This window comes from Dermacoccus sp. SAI-028 (assembly GCF_004346775.1).
Lineage (GTDB): Bacteria > Actinomycetota > Actinomycetes > Actinomycetales > Dermatophilaceae > Dermacoccus > Dermacoccus nishinomiyaensis.
This window is the reverse complement of the sequence record NZ_SMFS01000001.1, coordinates 1,688,832-1,705,863: the sequence shown is the minus strand read 5'-3', so window position 1 is coordinate 1,705,863 and position 17,032 is coordinate 1,688,832. Positions and strand designations below refer to the sequence as shown.

General features: G+C 69.8%; 12 protein-coding genes and 1 tRNA gene. 10 read left to right on the top strand and 3 right to left on the bottom strand.

Features of this window, described 5'->3' with window-relative positions:
- Nucleotide 1 precedes the first annotated feature (1 nt).
- The 5 genes from EDC82_RS07780 (at nucleotide 2) to EDC82_RS07760 (ending at nucleotide 4,765) form a co-directional block, all read left to right on the top strand.
- Entirely contained in the window at nucleotides 2–1,459 is a 1,458-nt protein-coding gene (locus EDC82_RS07780; RefSeq protein WP_006943774.1) for a glutamate synthase subunit beta, read from the top strand.
- 170 nt (nucleotides 1,460–1,629) lie between these two features.
- Nucleotides 1,630–3,105 (top strand): pyruvate kinase, encoded by a 1,476-nt coding sequence (pyk, locus tag EDC82_RS07775; RefSeq protein ID WP_062258185.1) that lies wholly within the window; start codon nucleotides 1,630–1,632, stop codon nucleotides 3,103–3,105.
- An 86-nt stretch (nucleotides 3,106–3,191) separates the two neighbouring features.
- A tRNA-Leu gene (locus EDC82_RS07770) sits at nucleotides 3,192–3,272 on the top strand.
- Between the two features lie 70 nt (nucleotides 3,273–3,342).
- Nucleotides 3,343–4,155, top strand: a complete 813-nt coding sequence (locus EDC82_RS07765) for a shikimate 5-dehydrogenase (protein WP_006943807.1) — start codon at nucleotides 3,343–3,345, stop codon at nucleotides 4,153–4,155.
- 10 nt (nucleotides 4,156–4,165) lie between these two features.
- Nucleotides 4,166–4,765: an ANTAR domain-containing response regulator gene (locus tag EDC82_RS07760; RefSeq protein ID WP_006943731.1), complete on the top strand. Its 600-nt coding sequence runs from the start codon at nucleotides 4,166–4,168 to the stop codon at nucleotides 4,763–4,765.
- A gap of 75 nt (nucleotides 4,766–4,840) precedes the next feature.
- Here EDC82_RS07760 and EDC82_RS07755 read toward each other — a convergent pair whose 3' ends face one another.
- Entirely contained in the window at nucleotides 4,841–5,302 is a 462-nt protein-coding gene (locus EDC82_RS07755; RefSeq protein ID WP_006943746.1) for a PaaI family thioesterase, read from the bottom strand.
- 46 nt (nucleotides 5,303–5,348) lie between these two features.
- Between EDC82_RS07755 and polA the strand changes: the two genes are divergently transcribed.
- A complete protein-coding gene (gene polA / locus EDC82_RS07750) occupies nucleotides 5,349–8,018 on the top strand; it encodes a DNA polymerase I (RefSeq protein ID WP_200829291.1) in 2,670 nt (889 codons plus the stop codon).
- Between the two features lie 210 nt (nucleotides 8,019–8,228).
- Here polA and EDC82_RS07745 read toward each other — a convergent pair whose 3' ends face one another.
- Entirely contained in the window at nucleotides 8,229–9,230 is a 1,002-nt protein-coding gene (locus tag EDC82_RS07745) for a sugar phosphate nucleotidyltransferase (RefSeq protein WP_131941098.1), read from the bottom strand.
- Nucleotides 9,227–11,212 carry an acyltransferase gene (locus EDC82_RS07740; protein ID WP_160126209.1) on the bottom strand — a complete coding sequence of 662 codons (1,986 nt, stop codon included), beginning with the start codon at nucleotides 11,210–11,212 and terminating at the stop codon, nucleotides 9,227–9,229. The genes EDC82_RS07745 and EDC82_RS07740 overlap by 4 nt, the downstream gene beginning before the upstream one ends.
- Before the next feature lie 94 nt (nucleotides 11,213–11,306).
- Between EDC82_RS07740 and EDC82_RS07735 the strand changes: the two genes are divergently transcribed.
- The 4 genes from EDC82_RS07735 to EDC82_RS07720 all read left to right on the top strand — a co-directional run bounded on the left by EDC82_RS07735 (nucleotide 11,307) and on the right by EDC82_RS07720 (nucleotide 16,951).
- Complete coding sequence (locus tag EDC82_RS07735; protein ID WP_131941094.1) at nucleotides 11,307–11,897, top strand: hypothetical protein; 591 nt, start codon at nucleotides 11,307–11,309, stop codon at nucleotides 11,895–11,897.
- 45 nt (nucleotides 11,898–11,942) lie between these two features.
- Nucleotides 11,943–13,937, top strand: coding sequence for an acyltransferase (locus tag EDC82_RS07730; RefSeq protein WP_131941092.1), 1,995 nt, complete (start codon nucleotides 11,943–11,945; stop codon nucleotides 13,935–13,937).
- Between the two features lie 33 nt (nucleotides 13,938–13,970).
- On the top strand, nucleotides 13,971–15,929 hold the full coding sequence (locus EDC82_RS07725; RefSeq protein ID WP_131941090.1) for an acyltransferase family protein: 1,959 nt from the start codon (nucleotides 13,971–13,973) through the stop codon (nucleotides 15,927–15,929).
- A 134-nt stretch (nucleotides 15,930–16,063) separates the two neighbouring features.
- Complete coding sequence (locus tag EDC82_RS07720) at nucleotides 16,064–16,951, top strand: class I SAM-dependent methyltransferase (protein ID WP_074039414.1); 888 nt, start codon at nucleotides 16,064–16,066, stop codon at nucleotides 16,949–16,951.
- The last annotated feature ends 81 nt before the right edge of the window (nucleotides 16,952–17,032 follow it).

Sequence of the window (17,032 nt, the reverse complement as noted above, 5' to 3'; positions counted from 1 at the left end):
CGTGGCTGACCCCCGCGGATTCCTCAAGACCCGGGAGCGCGAGCTGCCCGAACGTCGCCCCGTTCCCGTTCGCATCCGCGACTGGAAGGAGGTGTACGAGGAGCAGCAGCTCGGCACCGTGCAGCGTCAGGCCGGCCGATGCATGGACTGCGGCATCCCGTTCTGTCACTCGGGCTGCCCCCTCGGCAACCTCATCCCCGAGTGGAACGACCTGTCGTGGAAGGGTGAGTGGGAGGAGGCCATCGAGCGCCTCCACGCCACGAACAACTTCCCCGAGTTCACCGGACGCCTGTGCCCCGCGCCCTGCGAGACGGCGTGCGTGCTCGGCATCAGCCAGCCCGCCGTCACGATCAAGCAGGTCGAGAAGACGGTCGTCGAGGAGGGCTTCGAGCGTGGTTACGTCACGCCGCAGGTGCCGACGCGCCTGACGGGCAAGACGGTCGCCGTCGTCGGTTCGGGGCCCGCGGGCCTCGCCGCCGCGCAGCAGCTGACGCGCGCCGGGCACACCGTCGCCGTGTTCGAGCGCGACGACGCCCCCGGTGGCCTGATGCGCTACGGCATCCCCGAGTTCAAGATGGAGAAGGGCATCCTCGATCGTCGCATCGAGCAGATGAAGGCCGAGGGCACCCGTTTCCGCTGCAACACCGAGATCGGCGTGACGCTGACGGCGGAGCAGCTGCGCTCGCGCTACGACGCCGTCGTCCTCGCGATGGGCGCGACGGTGCGTCGCGACCTGCCGGTGCCGGGGCGCGAGCACACGGGCACGTACCAGGCGATGGAGTACCTGCCCCAGGCCAACCGCGTCGCGCTCGGCGGCGAGGTCGAGGGTCAGATCCTCGCGACCGGCAAGGACGTCGTCGTCATCGGTGGTGGCGACACCGGAGCCGACTGCATCGGTACGGCGCTGCGTCAGGGCGCGAAGTCGGTGACGAGCCTCGAGATCATGCCGCAGCCCGGCGAGGAGCGTCCGGCCAACCAGCCGTGGCCGACGTACCCGATGATCTTCCGCGTCGCCTCGGCGCACGAGGAGGGTGGCGAGCGCGTCTACTCCGCCTCGACGAAGGAGATCCTCGCGGACGACGACGGCAACGTCAGCGGTCTGAAGATCGTCGAGGTGAAGTTCGTCGACGGCAAGTTCGAGGAGGTCGAAGGCTCGGAGCGAGTCATCCCGGCGCAGCTCGTGCTGCTCGCGATGGGCTTCCTCGGCCCGCAGGGCGAGGGTCTGCTCGAGCAGCTCGGCGTCGACACCGACGAGCGCAGCAACGTGCAGCGCGACGCGAACTACATGTCGAGCGTGCCCGGCGTGTTCGTCGCCGGTGACTGTGGGCGCGGCCAGTCGCTCATCGTGTGGGCGATCGCCGAGGGCCGCAGCGCGGCGCGCGGCGTCGACATGTGGCTCATGGGTGACTCGACGTTGCCCGCGCCGATCAAGCCGACGGATCGTCCGCTGACGGTGTGATCGTCCGCATGTGTTGACGCCTGATCGCGCGTCGTGGAAGCCCCTGCCGCCCTCGTGGCGGCGGGGGTTTCCGCGTCGTCGCGGGCCTACCCGCGAGTACGGTGACGGGGGTCTCACCGGGCGAGATGGTCGACTGAGGGAACGCTCGCGCGGGCGATAGGGTTGGAAGCATGCGTCGCGCGAAAATTGTTGCCACCCTTGGCCCTGCTACCGACTCTGCCGAACGGACGCGTGAGCTCGTCGAGGCCGGCCTCGACGTCGCCCGCTTCAACCTCTCCCACGGTTCGTACGAGGAGCACCAGACCCGGTACGACCACGTCCGCGCCGCCGCTGCGGCGACGGGTCGCGCCGTCGGCGTCCTCGCCGACCTGCAGGGCCCGAAGATCCGCACCGCTCGTTTCTCCGCGGGCCCGGTCGACCTCGCGAAGGGCGACCGCTTCACCATCACGACCGAGGACGTCGACGGTGACTCCGAGCGCGTCGGCACGACGTACAAGGGCCTGCCGGGCGACGTCAACGTCGGCGACATGCTGCTCGTCGACGACGGCAAGGTCGCGCTGCGCGCGGTCGAGGTGACGGCCACGGACGTCGTGACCGAGGTGGTCGTGCCGGGCCGCGTGTCGAACAACAAGGGCATCAACCTGCCCGGTGTCGCGGTGAGCGTGCCCGCGCTCAGCGAGAAGGACGAGGCTGACCTGCGCTGGGCGTTGAAGGCCGGCGCCGACCTCATCGCGCTGTCGTTCGTGCGCGACGCCGCCGACATCACGCGCTGCCACGAGATCATGGACGAGGTGGGCATCCGTCGCCCCGTCATCGCGAAGATCGAGAAGCCGCAGGCGGTCGAGAACCTCATCGAGATCATCGAGGCGTTCGACGGCATCATGGTCGCGCGCGGTGACCTCGGCGTGGAACTGCCGCTCGAGGACGTGCCGATCGTGCAGAAGCGTGCCATCGAGCTCGCGCGCCGCGCGGCGAAGCCCGTCATCGTCGCGACGCAGGTGCTCGAGTCGATGATCGAGAATCCGCGCCCGACGCGCGCCGAGGCCTCCGACTGCGCCAACGCGGTGCTCGACGGCGCGGACGCCGTCATGCTGTCGGGGGAGACGTCGGTCGGTGCGTGGCCGATCGAGACGGTCAAGACGATGGCGCGCATCATCTCCTCGACGGAGGAGCACGGCCTCGAGCGCGTGCCCGACCTCGGCATCCAGCCGCACACGAAGGGCGGCGTCGTGACGAAGGCCGCCGTCGAGGTGGGGGAGACGCTCAGGTGCACGCATCTGGTCAACTTCACGACGACGGGCGACTCGGCGCAGCGCATGTCGCGTCTGCGTCCGCGCCTGCCGATCGTCGCGTTCACGCCGTCGGAGACGGTGCGTTCGCAGCTCGCGCTCGTGTGGGGCGTGCAGACGGAGTGCAGCCCGAAGGTCAAGCACACGGACGAGATGTCGATGCAGGTCGACGAGATCTTCCTCGGCGACGGTCGCTGCATCGAGGGTGACCTCGTCGTCATCGCCGCCGGTTCGCCTCCCGGCATCCCCGGTTCGACGAACGCGCTGCGCGTGCACAAGATCGGCGACGCGAAGAACCGCGTCGCGCCGGCCTACGAGGACCACGAGAAGGCCCGTAGCGCCGCCGCGCAGAACTGATACTGCCTCAGTCCTTGATCGGCGCTGCTGCCCCCGCGCCCGGTGCGCGGGGGCAGCGCGCGTTCGGGTAAGGTGAGCGGGCACCAGCCGACGTGGTGGAATGGCAGACACGGAGCACTCAAAATGCTTTGCCGCAAGGCGTGGGGGTTCGAATCCCCCCGTCGGCACGCGCACAGGGCTCGACCGTCGAGGTCGAGCCCTTCGTCGTTCCGCGGCGGCGGCGCTAGGCTGGCGCGCATGCTCTCCAAGGACACGCAGCTGTGCATCTCGATGTCGGGGCGCCCGAGCAACATCGGCACGCGCTTCCACAACCGGCTCTATGACGAGCTGGGGCTCGACTTCGTCTACAAGGCGTTCTCGCCGGTTGATCTCGCGCAGGCCGTCGCCGGCATCAGGGGGCTGCCGATCCGGGGCGCGGCAGTGAGCATGCCGTTCAAGGAACAGGTCATCCCGATGCTCGACGCGCTCGACGAATCGGCGAAGGCCATCAACTCCGTCAACACGATCGTCAACGACGACGGCGTCCTCACCGGCTACAACACCGATTACGTCGCCGTCGCGTCGCTGCTGCAGACCCACGGCGTGCCGACCGACCTGCGCATCGCCGTGCGCGGCTCGGGCGGCATGGGCAAGGCCGTCGTCGCCGCCTGCCGCGACACCGGCTTCACGCACGGAACGGTCGTCGCGCGCAACGTCGAGGCGGGGGAGAAGCTCGCCGCGCAGTACGGCTGGGAGCACTCGCGCGATGTGCCGGAAGGCACCGACGTCCTCGTCAACGTCACGCCCCTCGGCATGGCCGGCGGCGAGGGCGAGGGGCAGTTGAGCTTCACCACCGACGAGATCGACGCGGCGACCTGGATCTTCGACGTCGTCGCGAGCCCGAGCGACACGCCGCTCGTCGTCGCCGCGCGGGAGCGGGGCAAGAACGTCATCACCGGCGCCGAGGTCATCGCGCTGCAGGCCGCCGAGCAGTTCGTCCTCTACACCGGCGTACGCCCCAGCGACGAGCAGATCCGTACCGCGTCCGAGTTCTCGCGCCAGGACGCGTAGGATTTTCGCCGTGAGTGAGACGAGCGACCAAGACCAGCGCCTGCGCGTCGTCGTGGCGGAGGACGAATCTCTCATCCGCCTCGACCTCGTCGAGATGCTCGATGCGGGCGGCTACGACGTCGTCGCCGCCGTCAGCGACGGGGAAGCGGCCGTGGCTGCGATCGCCGAGCACCGACCCGACCTCGCGCTGCTCGACGTCAAGATGCCCCGCAAGGATGGCATCAGCGCCGCCGAGGAGATCGGCGCCGACGGCCTCACCCCCGTCGTCCTCCTGACGGCGTTCAGCGACCGCCACCTCGTCGAACGCGCGAGCGACGCGGGCGTCATGGCCTACGTCGTCAAACCGTTCACCTGGAACGACCTCGGCCCGGCGCTCACCGTCGCGACCCGCCGATGGCGCGAGATGCGCGCCCTGCGTGACGAACTCGCGGCGATCAACGCCAAGCTCGAGACGCGCAAACAACTCGACCGGGCGAAGGGCATCCTCACCACCAAGCTCGGCCTCGACGAACCCGCGGCGTTCCGCTGGATCCAGAAGACCGCGATGGATCGTCGTCTGTCGATGCAGCAGGTCTGCGACGGCGTCATCGCCGAGTTCGGCGACGCCTGACGCGAGAAGGGTTGTGGAGGTTCGCGCGATGGGTATCGCGAGCCTCCACAACCCTTCGTCGCCAGAGGAGGCGTCTCAGCCCTTCGGCAGATCCCGCAGCATGCACGTGATGCGGGCGGTGCAGGTGCGGTTGCCCTCATCGTCGGTGATGACGACGTCGTACGCCGCGAGGGTGCGCCCGATCGACAGCGCCGTCGCGGTCGCCGTCACGATGCCGCTCCTCGCGGAACGGTGATGCGTCGCGTTGATGTCGAGCCCGACGGCGAATCGTCCCGGCCCGGCGGCCATGTTCGCGCCGATGGAGCCGACGCTCTCGGCGACAACGACGTTCGCGCCGCCGTGCAGCAACCCGAACGGCTGCGTGTTGCCCTCGACGGGCATGGTCGCGACGACACGCTCGGGGGAGGCCTCGAGCACGCGGATGCCCATGCGCTCGTCGAGCGTGCCGCGGCTCATCTGCGCGAGTTCGTCGAGCATCTGCTCCTGCGTCATCTCGGGCGCGTGGGTTGCGGTCTCGGGCGTGGGGGAGCTCGTCATGGTCTCGCCTTTCGGGTTGTCGGTGCTGGGACATAGGCTGCCACGTGTGAAGCGCTTGTTGTTGTTGGACGGACATTCCCTCGCCTACCGGGCCTTCTTCGCGCTGCCCGCGGAGAATTTCTCGACCTCGACGGGGCAGCACACGAACGCCGTGTACGGCTTCACGTCGATGCTCATCAACCTGCTGCGCGACGAGGAACCGACGCACCTCGCCGTCGCGTTCGACGTGTCGCGTCAGACGTTCCGCAGCGAGGAGTACGCCGAGTACAAGGCGGGCCGCGCGACGACGCCGAGCGAGTTCAAGGGGCAGGTGAGCCTCGTCAAGGAGGTGCTCGACGCGATGGGCGTCACGCACCTCGAGGTCGACGGGTACGAGGCCGACGACATCCTCGCGACACTCACCACCCAGGCGACGCAGGCCGGTTTCGACGAGGTGCTCCTGTGCTCCGGCGACCGCGATGCGCTGCAGCTCGTGCGCGACAACGTCACCGTGCTGTACCCCGTCAAGGGCGTCTCGGAGCTGACGCGTATGACGCCCGCCGCCGTCGAGGAGAAGTACAGCGTGCCGCCCGAGCGCTACAGCGACCTCGCCGCGCTCGTCGGCGAGAAGAGCGACAACCTGCCCGGCGTGCCCGGTGTCGGCCCCAAGACGGCCGCGAAGTGGATCGGGCAGTACGGCGACCTCGAGGGCCTCGTCGCCAACGTCGACCAGATCAAGGGCAAGGCCGGCGAGAACGTGCGCGCCCACCTCGATGGCGTGCTGCGCAACCGACGCCTCAACCAGCTGCTCGTCGACGTGCCGCTGCCCGTGACGCCGGACGACCTCGCGCGCCACGACTGGAACCGTGACGAGGTGCACCGCGTCTTCGACGGTCTCGAGTTCAAGGTGCTGCGCGACCGCCTGTTCGCGACGCTCGGCACGGCGCAGCCCGAGGCGGAGGGCGACGTCAGCGTCGACGGCGTCGTGCTCGGCGACGGCGAGGTCGAGACGTGGCTCGCCGGTATCACCGGGCGCGCCGGGCTGTTCGTCGACGGCACGTGGGCGAAGGGCGCGGGTGACGCGAGCGGCCTGGCGATCGCCGACGAGAGCGGCCGCGCCGCGTACGTCGACCTGACGACCCTCGCACCCGAGGACGAGCAGGCGCTTGCCAAGTGGCTCGCCGACGTGACGAAGGCGAAGGCCCTGCATGACGCGAAGGGCCCGATGCACGCCCTCGCCGCGCGCGGTCTCACCCTCGCAGGGCTGACGAACGACACCGCCATCGCGGCCTACCTCGTGCGACCCGACCAGCGCTCGTACGGGTTCGAGGATCTGCTGCTGCGCTACTGCCACATCGAACTGCCCGAGACCAGCAAGCAGGCAGCCGGTCAGGGGATGCTCGACCTCGGTGACGTCGGCGCCACGCAGGGCGACGACGCCATGGCGCGCGCCGCGGCCGTCGCGACCCTGGCCGCCGCGCTCGACGAGGCGGTCGCCGACGTCGGTGGCATCGAGCTCATGGCCGAGCTCGAGCTGCCGATCGTCGAGGTGCTCGCGACGATGGAGCAGGCAGGCATCGCCGTCGACCTCGACGCGCTGCACGAACTCGAAGCCGACTACGACGCGCAGGTCGTCGCCGCGCAGCAGGACGCGTGGGACGCGATCGGTGGCGAGCAGGTCAACCTCGGCTCGCCGAAGCAGTTGCAGGTCGTGCTGTTCGAGACCCTGGGCCTGCCGAAGACCAAGAAGACGAAGACGGGGTACACGACGGATGCCGAGGCGATCGCCGACCTGTCGGAGAAGGCACCGCACCCGTTCCTCGACGCGCTGCTGCGTCACCGTGACGCCTCGAAGCTGCGCTCGACGGTGCAGGGCCTCATCAAGTCGATCGGTGACGACGGCCGCATCCACACCACCTACCAGCAGACGATCGCGGCGACCGGGCGCCTCAGCTCGACCGACCCGAACCTGCAGAACATCCCGATCCGCACCGAATCGGGTCGACGCATCCGTCGCGTCTTCGTGGTCGGCGAGGGCTACGACTGCCTCATGTCCGCCGACTACAGCCAGATCGAGATGCGAGTCATGGCGCACCTGTCCGGCGACGAGGGCCTCATCCAGGCCTTCAACGACGGCGAGGACCTGCACCGGTTCGTCGGATCACGCGTGTTCGGCGTCGAGCCGAGCGAGGTGACCTCCGAGATGCGCGCGAAGGTCAAGGCGATGTCGTACGGCCTCGCGTACGGGCTGTCGGCGTTCGGCCTGAGCAAGCAGCTGCGCATCTCCACGGCCGAGGCGCAGCGCCTCATGGACGGCTACTTCGAACGCTTCGGCGGGGTGCGCGACTACCTGCGTCAGATCGTCGACGACGCGCGCGCGACCGGCTACACCGAGACGATGATGGGCCGGCGCCGCTACCTGCCCGACCTGACGAGCGACAACCGTCAGCGCCGCGACATGGCCGAGCGCATGGCGCTCAACGCGCCGATCCAGGGCTCGGCGGCCGACATCATGAAGAAGGCCATGCTCGGCGTCGACGAGGCGTTGCGCGCGGCGAACCTGCGCTCGCGGGTGCTCCTGCAGGTGCACGACGAACTCATCGTCGAGGTCGGCGCGGGCGAACGCGACGAAGCCGAACGCATCGTGCGCGAGCAGATGGGTGCGGCCGCCGACCTCGCGGTGCCGCTCGACGTCAACGTCGGCACCGGACACAGCTGGCAGGACGCCGAGCACTGACGGCTGCCGCCCGTGAGGGTCGACAGCCGAGACGCAGGGTCGGCCGGCGAGAAGAAAACGCTCGTAGCTGCCCCTCAGACGAGCAGCCGACCGACAGGGGAAGATTCCGGCTGAGGATCTTTTCCATTCATCTCGCAGGCGCTCGGCACCGCTTCGTGCCCGGGGGCCCGAGGTTTCGGCCGGGGACCCTTCGAGCCGTTCATGGGGCTCTTAGCCCAGTCGCTCACCGACGTCGAGTGTCACACGGCGGGCGCGCACACCCGGTGCGACGACGGCGTCGTCACCGATGACGCAGTCCTCCAGCACGGCGCCCGCCCCCACGACCGCGCCGGGCCCGATGATGCAGCCGTTCACGATGGCGTCGGCGGCGACGCGTGATCCGCTCAGCAGCAGGCTGCCGCGGATAGCACCCGCGTCAGGGGTGCCAGCAACCGCCCCCACTCGCAGGTCGACGGCGTCGAGGTCACGCTCACGCGCCCAGGCGAGGTTCGCCGCCAGCAGGGCGGCGGGCGTGCCGATGTCGTGGAACGGTGCGTCGTCGCGGTGGACGAACACCCCGCCGCGCTCGCTCGCCTCAGGAAACACCTCGCGCTCGAGGGAGACGACCGCGTCGACGGGCACGAGATCGACCAGGGCGGGGGAGACGACGTACGTGCCCGCGTTGACGACGCCCGCCGGCGCGCCTGGCGGCTTCTCCTCGAACGCCGTGACGCGCCCGGCCTCGTCGAGGTGCAGCAACCCGTACGCCGACGCGTCGGGCACGGCGCGTCCGTGGATCGTGGCGAGCACCGGGGGTGCGTCGCCGGCGTGAACGGCACACTCCCGGTGCGCCCGGTGCGCGGCGACCTGCGCGCCGAGGTCATGCTCGGTGATGAGGTCGCCGTTGAGGACGAGCACGTCGTCGTCGGACGCGAGATCGAGCAACCCGCACGCGTGACGCAGCGCGCCGGCGGTGCCGAGCGGATGCTCCTCACGGCTGTAGCGCAACCGGACGCCGTACGCGTCGCCGTCACCCAGCGCCGGACGAAAGGCGTCCGCGTGGTACGAGGTCGCGAGCACGACGGATTCGACGCCCGCCGCCGCGAGACGATGAAGTTGGTGCGCGATGACGGGTTCGTCACCGATCGGCAACAGGTGCTTCGGCGTGCGGCGCGTGAACGGCAGCAGCCGGGTGCCGTACCCACCGGCCAGGACGACGGCGTGCAGGCTCATCGGCCGCTGGTGCTCGACGCACTCGTCGAGCTGGTGCTGGACGCGCCCGACCCGTCACCGTGCTGCTGGATCTGCGGTGCGAGCCAGTTCCAGAAGATCGGGCCGGACTCGCTGGTGAAGTGCAGCCCGTCGGCGTAGAGGTTCACGCCGTTGATGCGGCCGTGATACTGCCCGCCGGGGCAGAGGAAGCCGAACTGGTCGATGAGGGTGACTCCGTTGGAACGCGCCCAGCCCTTCGCCACGTCGTTGAGATGCTCGACCTTCGCGGCGTCGTTGGTGGCGACGACGGTCGGGTCGGTTCCTATCGTCGGCACGCGGTGGCACGACAGGTCGACGAGGTAGGGGTGGGTGATGTTCTGCTGCTTCGCCTTCTGCGCGACGCCGTCGAGGCTGGAGCGCACGAACGCGTCGTGCTCGGCGCTGCCGGCGCGCAGCATCCGTCCGTCGACCTCGTAGTCGTTGAGCAGGTTCTGCGGCAGGAAATACAGCATCGTGTCGCGCCCGGCGAGGCCGTAGTACCAGTCGTCGTGGAACTGGTCGCACTTCGACAGCGACGGCACCGGCTGGCCGCCACTGCTCTCCTGCCCGGCGAACGTCGTGCATCCAAAGCTCGCTGATTCCGTCAGCTGCAGGTCGGGAAAGCGTGTCTGCGGGAAGTTGGCGAACAGGCTGTGCGGGATCGAGTTGCCGACGAGGATCGCCTTGACGTCCTCACCGGGCGTGTACGTCTTCATCGCGTACGTCAGTTCGCCGCCACCCGAACCGGCTTCCAGATCGGAACCGCCACCCGAGACGTGCGGTAGCGCCAACGCCCCACCGGCGACGACGAGTGCCGCCGCGGCGGCCGCGATCGGGGCGAGCCGACGAGGTGCAGGCGAGCGCGGCCACAGGGCGCGCACCCCGCCACGGCGCACGGGCTGCTCCACGAAGCGGTAGGTCGCCGTCGCGAGCACGAGGGCGGCGACGGCCTGGACGACGCCCGCCCACGCCGCGTCGAGGCCGAGACGCTCGGGCGCGAGGTAGACGTGCAGCGGCCAGTGCCACAGGTACAGCGCGTAGCTGATGAGCCCGAGCCGGCGCAGCCACTCGAACGACAGCACGTGCTGGAAGCTGTTCGGGTGCGGCGAGGCTGCCGCGAGGATCGGCACGAGCGCGACGACGCAGAACGCGACGAGCCCGCCACGGAACAGCCCGGACGACGACTCGTCGAACGTCAGCATCGCGATGACCAGCGCGAAGAGCGCCGGCCACGCGAGACGTTCGAGCCACAGCAGCCACGGCGCGGGGCGCGCATGACCCCACTGCGACGGCCCGATCCAGGCACCCGCGGCGGCGCCGATGAGCAATTCGAACGCGCGGGTGTCGGTGCCGTAGTAGACGCGCGTCGGGTCGACGCCGGGCACGTACAGGTGCGCCATCCACAGCGCCGACGCAGCAGCGAGCGCGAGCAACCAGAACGCGAGGTGACGGCGGCGCGTGACGAACCGCGTGAGCGCGAGCAGCAGGAGCGGGAACAGCAGGTAGTACTGCTCCTCGATGGCGAGCGACCATGCGTGACGCAGGGGAGAGGGCGTGCCGTTCGAGGCGAAGTAGGCCTCGTCACCGGAGATGAAGTGCCAGTTCGCGACGTACGCGAGGGTCGAGAGCACGTCGAGTGAGACGGCAGGACGACGCGACGGCAGCGTCCAGAACGTCGCCATGACGAGCACCGCGAGAAGGACGACGACGAGCGTCGGCATGAGCCGTCGGGCGCGTGCCAGCCAGAACCCGCGCAAGTCGATGCCGCCGCGTTGGACGTACTCGCGCACGAGCAGCGTCGTGATGAGGTAGCCGGACAGGACGAAGAACAGGTCGACGCGGAGCCACCCGCCGCGCGCCGCGTTCGGCCACAGGTGGAACACGAGGACACCGAGCACCGCGAGCGCGCGCAGGCCGTCGAGGGCCGGGCGGTACGTCAGGGGGGTGTGGGGGCGGCGAGCCACGGTCGATCCTCTTCCACGAGTCATTCGTTCGAAGCCCTGAGTGTATTTGTGACATACACCTCATTGCAGGTGAATCCACCGCTAGCATGCGGTCATGCTGAACACGAACGATGAGGCGGGCCCCACGGGTCTCGCGACCGGCACGAAGATCGCTGCCATCATCTCCGCGCTGCTCCTGGCCGTCGCGGTCTACTTCTTCGTCTCCCCGACGAACTTCCGGGGCAAGGACGGCAGCCTGTTCGGCTGCGGTTCGCCGATGTCCCCCAACACCTCCGGCCTGGCGAAGGGGCAGTGCAACATCATCGAGGGGCAATCGCTGCACCGCGCCCTGCTGTTCCTCGCGCTCGCGCTCACCACCGCCGCGCTCGGCTACCTCCTGTTCGGCACGCACGGCTCCGGGCGCGCCGCACGCGGACGCGAGCGCTACGACCGTTATGACGAGCACGACGACGATGACGACGAGCGTCCGGTGCGTCCCGCGCGGCGCGAGCGTCGTGACGCCGAGGAGCGTCCCGCACGTCGTGCACGCCTCGGTGACGAGGACCGCGACGCAGAGCGCCACGAGCGCGGCGTGCGCATCGAGAAGGTCGAGCGGGCCGCAGGCGACGACGGCGAGGACGACGACGTGCACGAGCGCCGCACCGCGCGCGGGCGCAAGCGCCTGTCGGACCAAGAGCGCGACTGACGCTGCCCGTACCGGCCCCGCGAAACGAGGCCAGGAGAAACGACGATGGCCTCAAAACTGTTCGCCTACCGCCCCGGGCTCGACGGCATCCGCGGCTACGGCATGGTCGTGTTCATGCTGTGGCACGTCGGTGTACTGACGTTCCTGCCAGGCGCGTGGATCCTCATGAACGTCTTCTTCGTCCTCTCGGCGTTCCTCATCACGCGCCTGCTGCTCGCCGAGCAGCGTGAGTTCGGGTGGATCAGCGTGCGTGAGTTCTACCGACGGCGCGTGCGTCGCCTCGCGCCGGCGCTGCTCGTCATGGTCGGCGCCGTCACCCTCGACGGGTGGGCGTTCGCGCCAGCCGGGGAGCGCACGTACCTGCGCGGCGACATCCTCGCGACCCTGACATACGTCATGAACTGGCGCCTCGTGCTGCGCGACGATCAGTACTTCGAGGAGTTCACCCACCCGAGCATCACGCGCCATGCGTGGAGCCTGTCGGTGGAGGAGCAGTTCTACCTCGTCGTGCCGTTGCTCATCATCGCGGCGCTGACGTACGCGCACCGCCGCAGCGCGCGCACCGCGGGGTTCGTCGTCCTCGCGCTCGCGTCGGCGGCGTGGGCGTCGACGATCGATCTCGACTCACCGGGCGGGCAGGCACACGCCTATTACGGCACCGACGTGCGCATGCAGGCCCTCGCCCTCGGTGTCGCCGCGGGCGTGTGGACGGGGCATCGTGGACGTGGTGGTGGGCTGCTGCGGGCACGGGACCGTCGCGATCCGCTCGATGCGGGAGACCGCCGGCTCGAGATCCTCGGCTGGGTCGGCCTCGTCGCGACGCTCACAGGCATCGCGCTCATCGAGCCGCTGAGTGACTGGATGTTCACCCGCGGCGGGATGCTCCTCACGAGCCTCGCCGGCCTCGCGTGGATCATCGGGTGTGCCCAACGCGTGCCGACGCCGCTCGTGCGGCTGCACGCCAACCGTCTCGCGGTGCACACCGGCAAGATCTCCTACGGGCTGTACCTCTACCACTGGCCCATCTACCTGTGGCTCGTGCGCGCCTTCGGTCACGGGCACGTCATCCCGCTCGCGGTGGCGACGCTCGTGCTCTCGTACGCCGCCGCCGACGCGAGCTACCGCTGGCTCGAGAAGCCCGTCATCAAGCGCGGGGTGCGGGCCTTCGGTGGGCGGCGCGCGGGCGGCGCGGGCGCCGTCGGTCTCGTCGGAGTCCTCGTCGCGGCGCTGGCCATCCCCGCCGGGGCGAGCACGGCGGCCCACGAGGTGTCTGCGCCGCAGTACCCGCAGTACGTCGCGCACATCCCGACGCTCGTCGAGGGCCAGGCGACGTACACGCCGCCCGCCCGACCACTCGCCGTCACGCTCTACGGCGACTCGGTGCCGTACTTCCTCGCCCAGCGCATGCCGAAGGACAACTTCTCGAACCTCGTCGTGACGAACGCCGGCGCCCCCGGCTGCGACCTGCTCGACGCGCCCGTGCAGTGGACGGCGACGCGTCAGCAACCCAACGACATGCCGTGTCGCGAAGCGAAGGCGGAGTTCGGGCCCACGGTGCGTTCTTCCGACTCCCGGCTGGCCGTGCTCATGCCGACGCTCTACCTCGCACTGCGACACGACGTCGACGGCAAGGTGCTGTGGCTCGACGACGCGGCCTACCGCGACCTCATCACCCGCACGCTGACGAAGACCCTCACCACCGCGCGCACCTCGGGCGCGGCGAAGTTCGCCGTCACGACCGTGCCGTGCCGCACCATCGACGAACTGCAGGTGCCGCCCGAGTACCGCGGCGACTTCGACAAGTTCCCCCAACTCGTCGCCGAGGCTGGGCACCCGAAACGGGTCAACGCGATCATCACGGCGTGGGCGAAGGAACACCACGTGCCCGTCCTCGACCTCGCGGGCGCGGTGTGCGGTTCGTCGTACCAGCCGACTCGCCACGGCATCACGCTCTACGACGACGGCATCCACTTCTCGCCCGAGGCGACCCCGATGATCTGGGGTTGGCTCGCGCCGCAGATCGTGGCGACCGCCCGATGAACGAGGCAGCCCGATGAACATGGTGGCCAGACGATGAGCACATCCGCACGCTCGCGCGGGAGCCGTGTCGAGCGTCCCCGCACCGATCGTTACGCGGCCATGGACGGCTACCGCGGCCTGTTCGTCCTGCTCGTCATCGCGTATCACTTCGGCGCGACGGGCCTCGTCGGCGGCTGGGTGGGCATCAACCACTTCTTCGTGTTCTCCGGCTTCCTCATCGCGCGCATCCTCATCAAGGAACGTCAGCGCACCGGTCGCATCGACGTGCGCCGCTTCTACCTGCGTCGCGCGCGGCGCGTGCTGCCGGCGATGTTCGTCCTCGTCGCCGCAGTTCTGACGCACACCGCCTTCCTCGAGCAACCCGCCCAGCAGAAGCAGTTCGGCGGCGACGCACTCGCCACCCTGGGCTTCTACCTCAACTGGAGGTTGATCGGCCGGAGCGACAGCTACTTCGACCAGATCGGCAACCCGTCGCCGCTGCGTCACGCCTGGACGCTGTCTGTCGAGGAGCAGTTCTACGTCGTCATCCCGTTCCTCATCCTCGCGATCTGCGCACTCACGCGCTCGCGCCGCCTGCGCTTCACCCTCGTCATGGCGCTCGCCTGCCTGAGTGCGTGGTGGACGGCGCACCTCGGGCTCGCCTCGTTCGAGGATCAGGCGCGCCTTTACTACGGCACCGACACCCGCGTGCAGGCGCTGCTCGTCGGTGTCGCGTTCGGGTTCGCCTTCGGCGTCGGCGCCGACGGACGGGGGCCGCGCCTGCCATCGCGCGAGGTGACACAGACCCTCGGCATCCTCGGCACGATCGTGTCGATCAGCGCGGTATTCCTGCTCGACGCGCAGACCGAGTGGGTCTACGCGAAGGGCGGCGTGCTGCTGTTCGCGCTTGGCGCCTCGCTCATGGGCTGGTCGAGCATCGACCCGCGCGGCCTCGCCATCAACCGCGTCTTCGGCTGGCGGCCGCTGGCCTTCGTCGGACAGATCTCCTACGGCCTCTACCTCTACCACTGGCCGGTGCACCTGTGGCTGCGCCCCGACGTGCCGCAGCCCGCGCTCGGGTTCCTCCAGTTCGTCGTGACGTTCGCGCTCGCGGTCGTGAGCTTCCGCTCCCTCGAGGCGCCGATCCTGCAGGACGGGTTGCGTGGCATGTGGCCGCACCTGCGACGCAGCCGTCGCCGGGCCCTCGCCATCGGCGCGTCGGGGGTGCTCGCGGTGGCGAGCGCCGCCCAGGCCCGCACGAGCGCACCCGGCGTGCCGACGGACGTGCCGCCGCTCGTCGCGGGGACGCCCGCGTACCGCACGGGCGCGCACCAGGACGCCGGCATCGTGGGCGACAGCGTGGGTTCCTCACTCGCGCAGGGTTTTTCGCCGTCGGTCTACACCGACCTGTCGATGAGCGACGCGACGATGATCGGCTGCGACCTCGTGCCCGCGCCGATCAGCCACGACGGCCAGGACGTCGCCGAGTCCACGCGCTGCGCGAGCTGGCGCGCGGGCGTCGAGAAGCAGTTGCGCGACGCGCACGCGCGCACCCTCGTCATCGTCGGTGACGCCCACTTCCTCACGACGCACCGCCTTGACGGCGTGCTCGCCGCGCCGCAGACGCCGCAGGGCGCGAAGTCGATCGAGCTGGCCCTCGACTCGTGGGCGCAGCGAGCCCGCGCCGCAGGCGTCGAGCGCACGGTCGTCGTCAATCTCCCGTGCCGACGCATCGACCCGGTTCGACTCGATCCGTCGTTGCGCTTCTTCGCCGAGCAGGGCTCGAACGACGCCGCCGTCGACTGGGCGAACGGCGTCATCGCGGCGTGGGTGAAGCATCACCCCGATGCGGCGCTCGCCGACCTGCACGCCCAGACGTGCAGCGCCGGGTACCGCTCCGTCATCAACGGGGTGAGCCTCTACGAGGACACGCTGCACTTCACCCCGCGCGGCGCCGCGATGATCTGGACGTGGCTCGCGCCGCAGGTGCAACGCGCGGGCGCCGCACGGTGAGGTTCGCCTCGGGCGGGGCGGCGCGGGAGTTGGCGAACACCGCATGCGAAAGTGCGCCCGACGTGTGACCATGGTCACCAGTTACCGCGCGGTACGCGCGCACACCTCTCGACCCTCACGACGGACGGAACGCCATGGACACCTCGACCTTCTTCCGCGACCTGCCGGCCCTGTTCGCCGGTGAGCCCGCGACGTCGGACCCGATCGACCCGCGTTGGTCGGCCCTGTGCGACGAGGTCGCGGGGTACACCGCGCCCAACGAGCTCGCCGTCCTCAACCATGCCGCCGCGACGATGCCCGCCGACGAGGCCTACCTCGAGGTCGGCACGTTCAAGGGCCGCTCGATCTGCGCCGCCGTGCAGGGCAACGGGGACAAGACGTTCGTCGCGATGGAGAACTTCATGGAGTTCGGCATGGCGGGCGAACTCGCGCGACGCGAACTCATGACGAACCTCGAGACCCACGCCGGGGACGCCGACGTCACGCTGCTCGAAGGTGACTGCTTCAAGCTCATGGTGCGCCCCGACGCGCTCGATCGCCCCGTCGGGGTCTACTTCTACGACGGTGAGCACACGCTGCTGTCGCACTACCTCGCGCTCGCCGCCGTCGAGCCGCTGCTCGCCGACGAGGCGCTCGTCCTCATCGACGACGCGTCGTGGCCGGTCGTGCAGAAGGCGCACAGGCTGTTCCTCAAGCAGCACCCGGGCTGGGAGATCGTCGAGCAGTGGGACGCCGCGCACGCCGACGACCCACGCTGGGCGAACGGCCTGCACGCGCTGACCTTCCGTCGCCGCCCCGGCACCGCGAAGCGCCTCAGCCGTCAGGACGAGATGCTGCGCCGCTACCAGACGACGGTGCAGGACCGCCTCAACGCGGCGATGTGGAAGGCCGTCGGCGTCGTGCCCGGGCCGATCACCGCCGTCGCGAAGGTGCTGCTCGGCCGCTCGCGTCAGATCGGCGACGACGGTGCGAAGAACGACGGCGCAAACAGCGACGGCCAGAAGAGCAATGACCAGCACTGAGCCCTGCTGGGCCACGCCGAGCGAAAGCGGCCCCCGCTGAGGCGGTAGGACGGGGCCGACCAGCCTGAGCGGATTGGTCCG

Excerpts from the sequence above, each read along its gene's own strand:
- pyk (WP_062258185.1), top strand. The coding sequence starts at position 1,630 with ATGCGTCGCGCGAAAATTGTTGCCACCCTTGGCCCTGCTACCGACTCT.
- EDC82_RS07765 (WP_006943807.1), top strand. The coding sequence starts at position 3,343 with ATGCTCTCCAAGGACACGCAGCTGTGCATCTCGATGTCGGGGCGCCCG.
- EDC82_RS07755 (WP_006943746.1), bottom strand. The coding sequence starts at position 5,302 with ATGACGAGCTCCCCCACGCCCGAGACCGCAACCCACGCGCCCGAGATG.
- EDC82_RS07745 (WP_131941098.1), bottom strand. The coding sequence starts at position 9,230 with ATGAGCCTGCACGCCGTCGTCCTGGCCGGTGGGTACGGCACCCGGCTG.
- EDC82_RS07735 (WP_131941094.1), top strand. The coding sequence starts at position 11,307 with ATGCTGAACACGAACGATGAGGCGGGCCCCACGGGTCTCGCGACCGGC.
- EDC82_RS07730 (WP_131941092.1), top strand. The coding sequence starts at position 11,943 with ATGGCCTCAAAACTGTTCGCCTACCGCCCCGGGCTCGACGGCATCCGC.
- EDC82_RS07725 (WP_131941090.1), top strand. The coding sequence starts at position 13,971 with ATGAGCACATCCGCACGCTCGCGCGGGAGCCGTGTCGAGCGTCCCCGC.
- EDC82_RS07720 (WP_074039414.1), top strand. The coding sequence starts at position 16,064 with ATGGACACCTCGACCTTCTTCCGCGACCTGCCGGCCCTGTTCGCCGGT.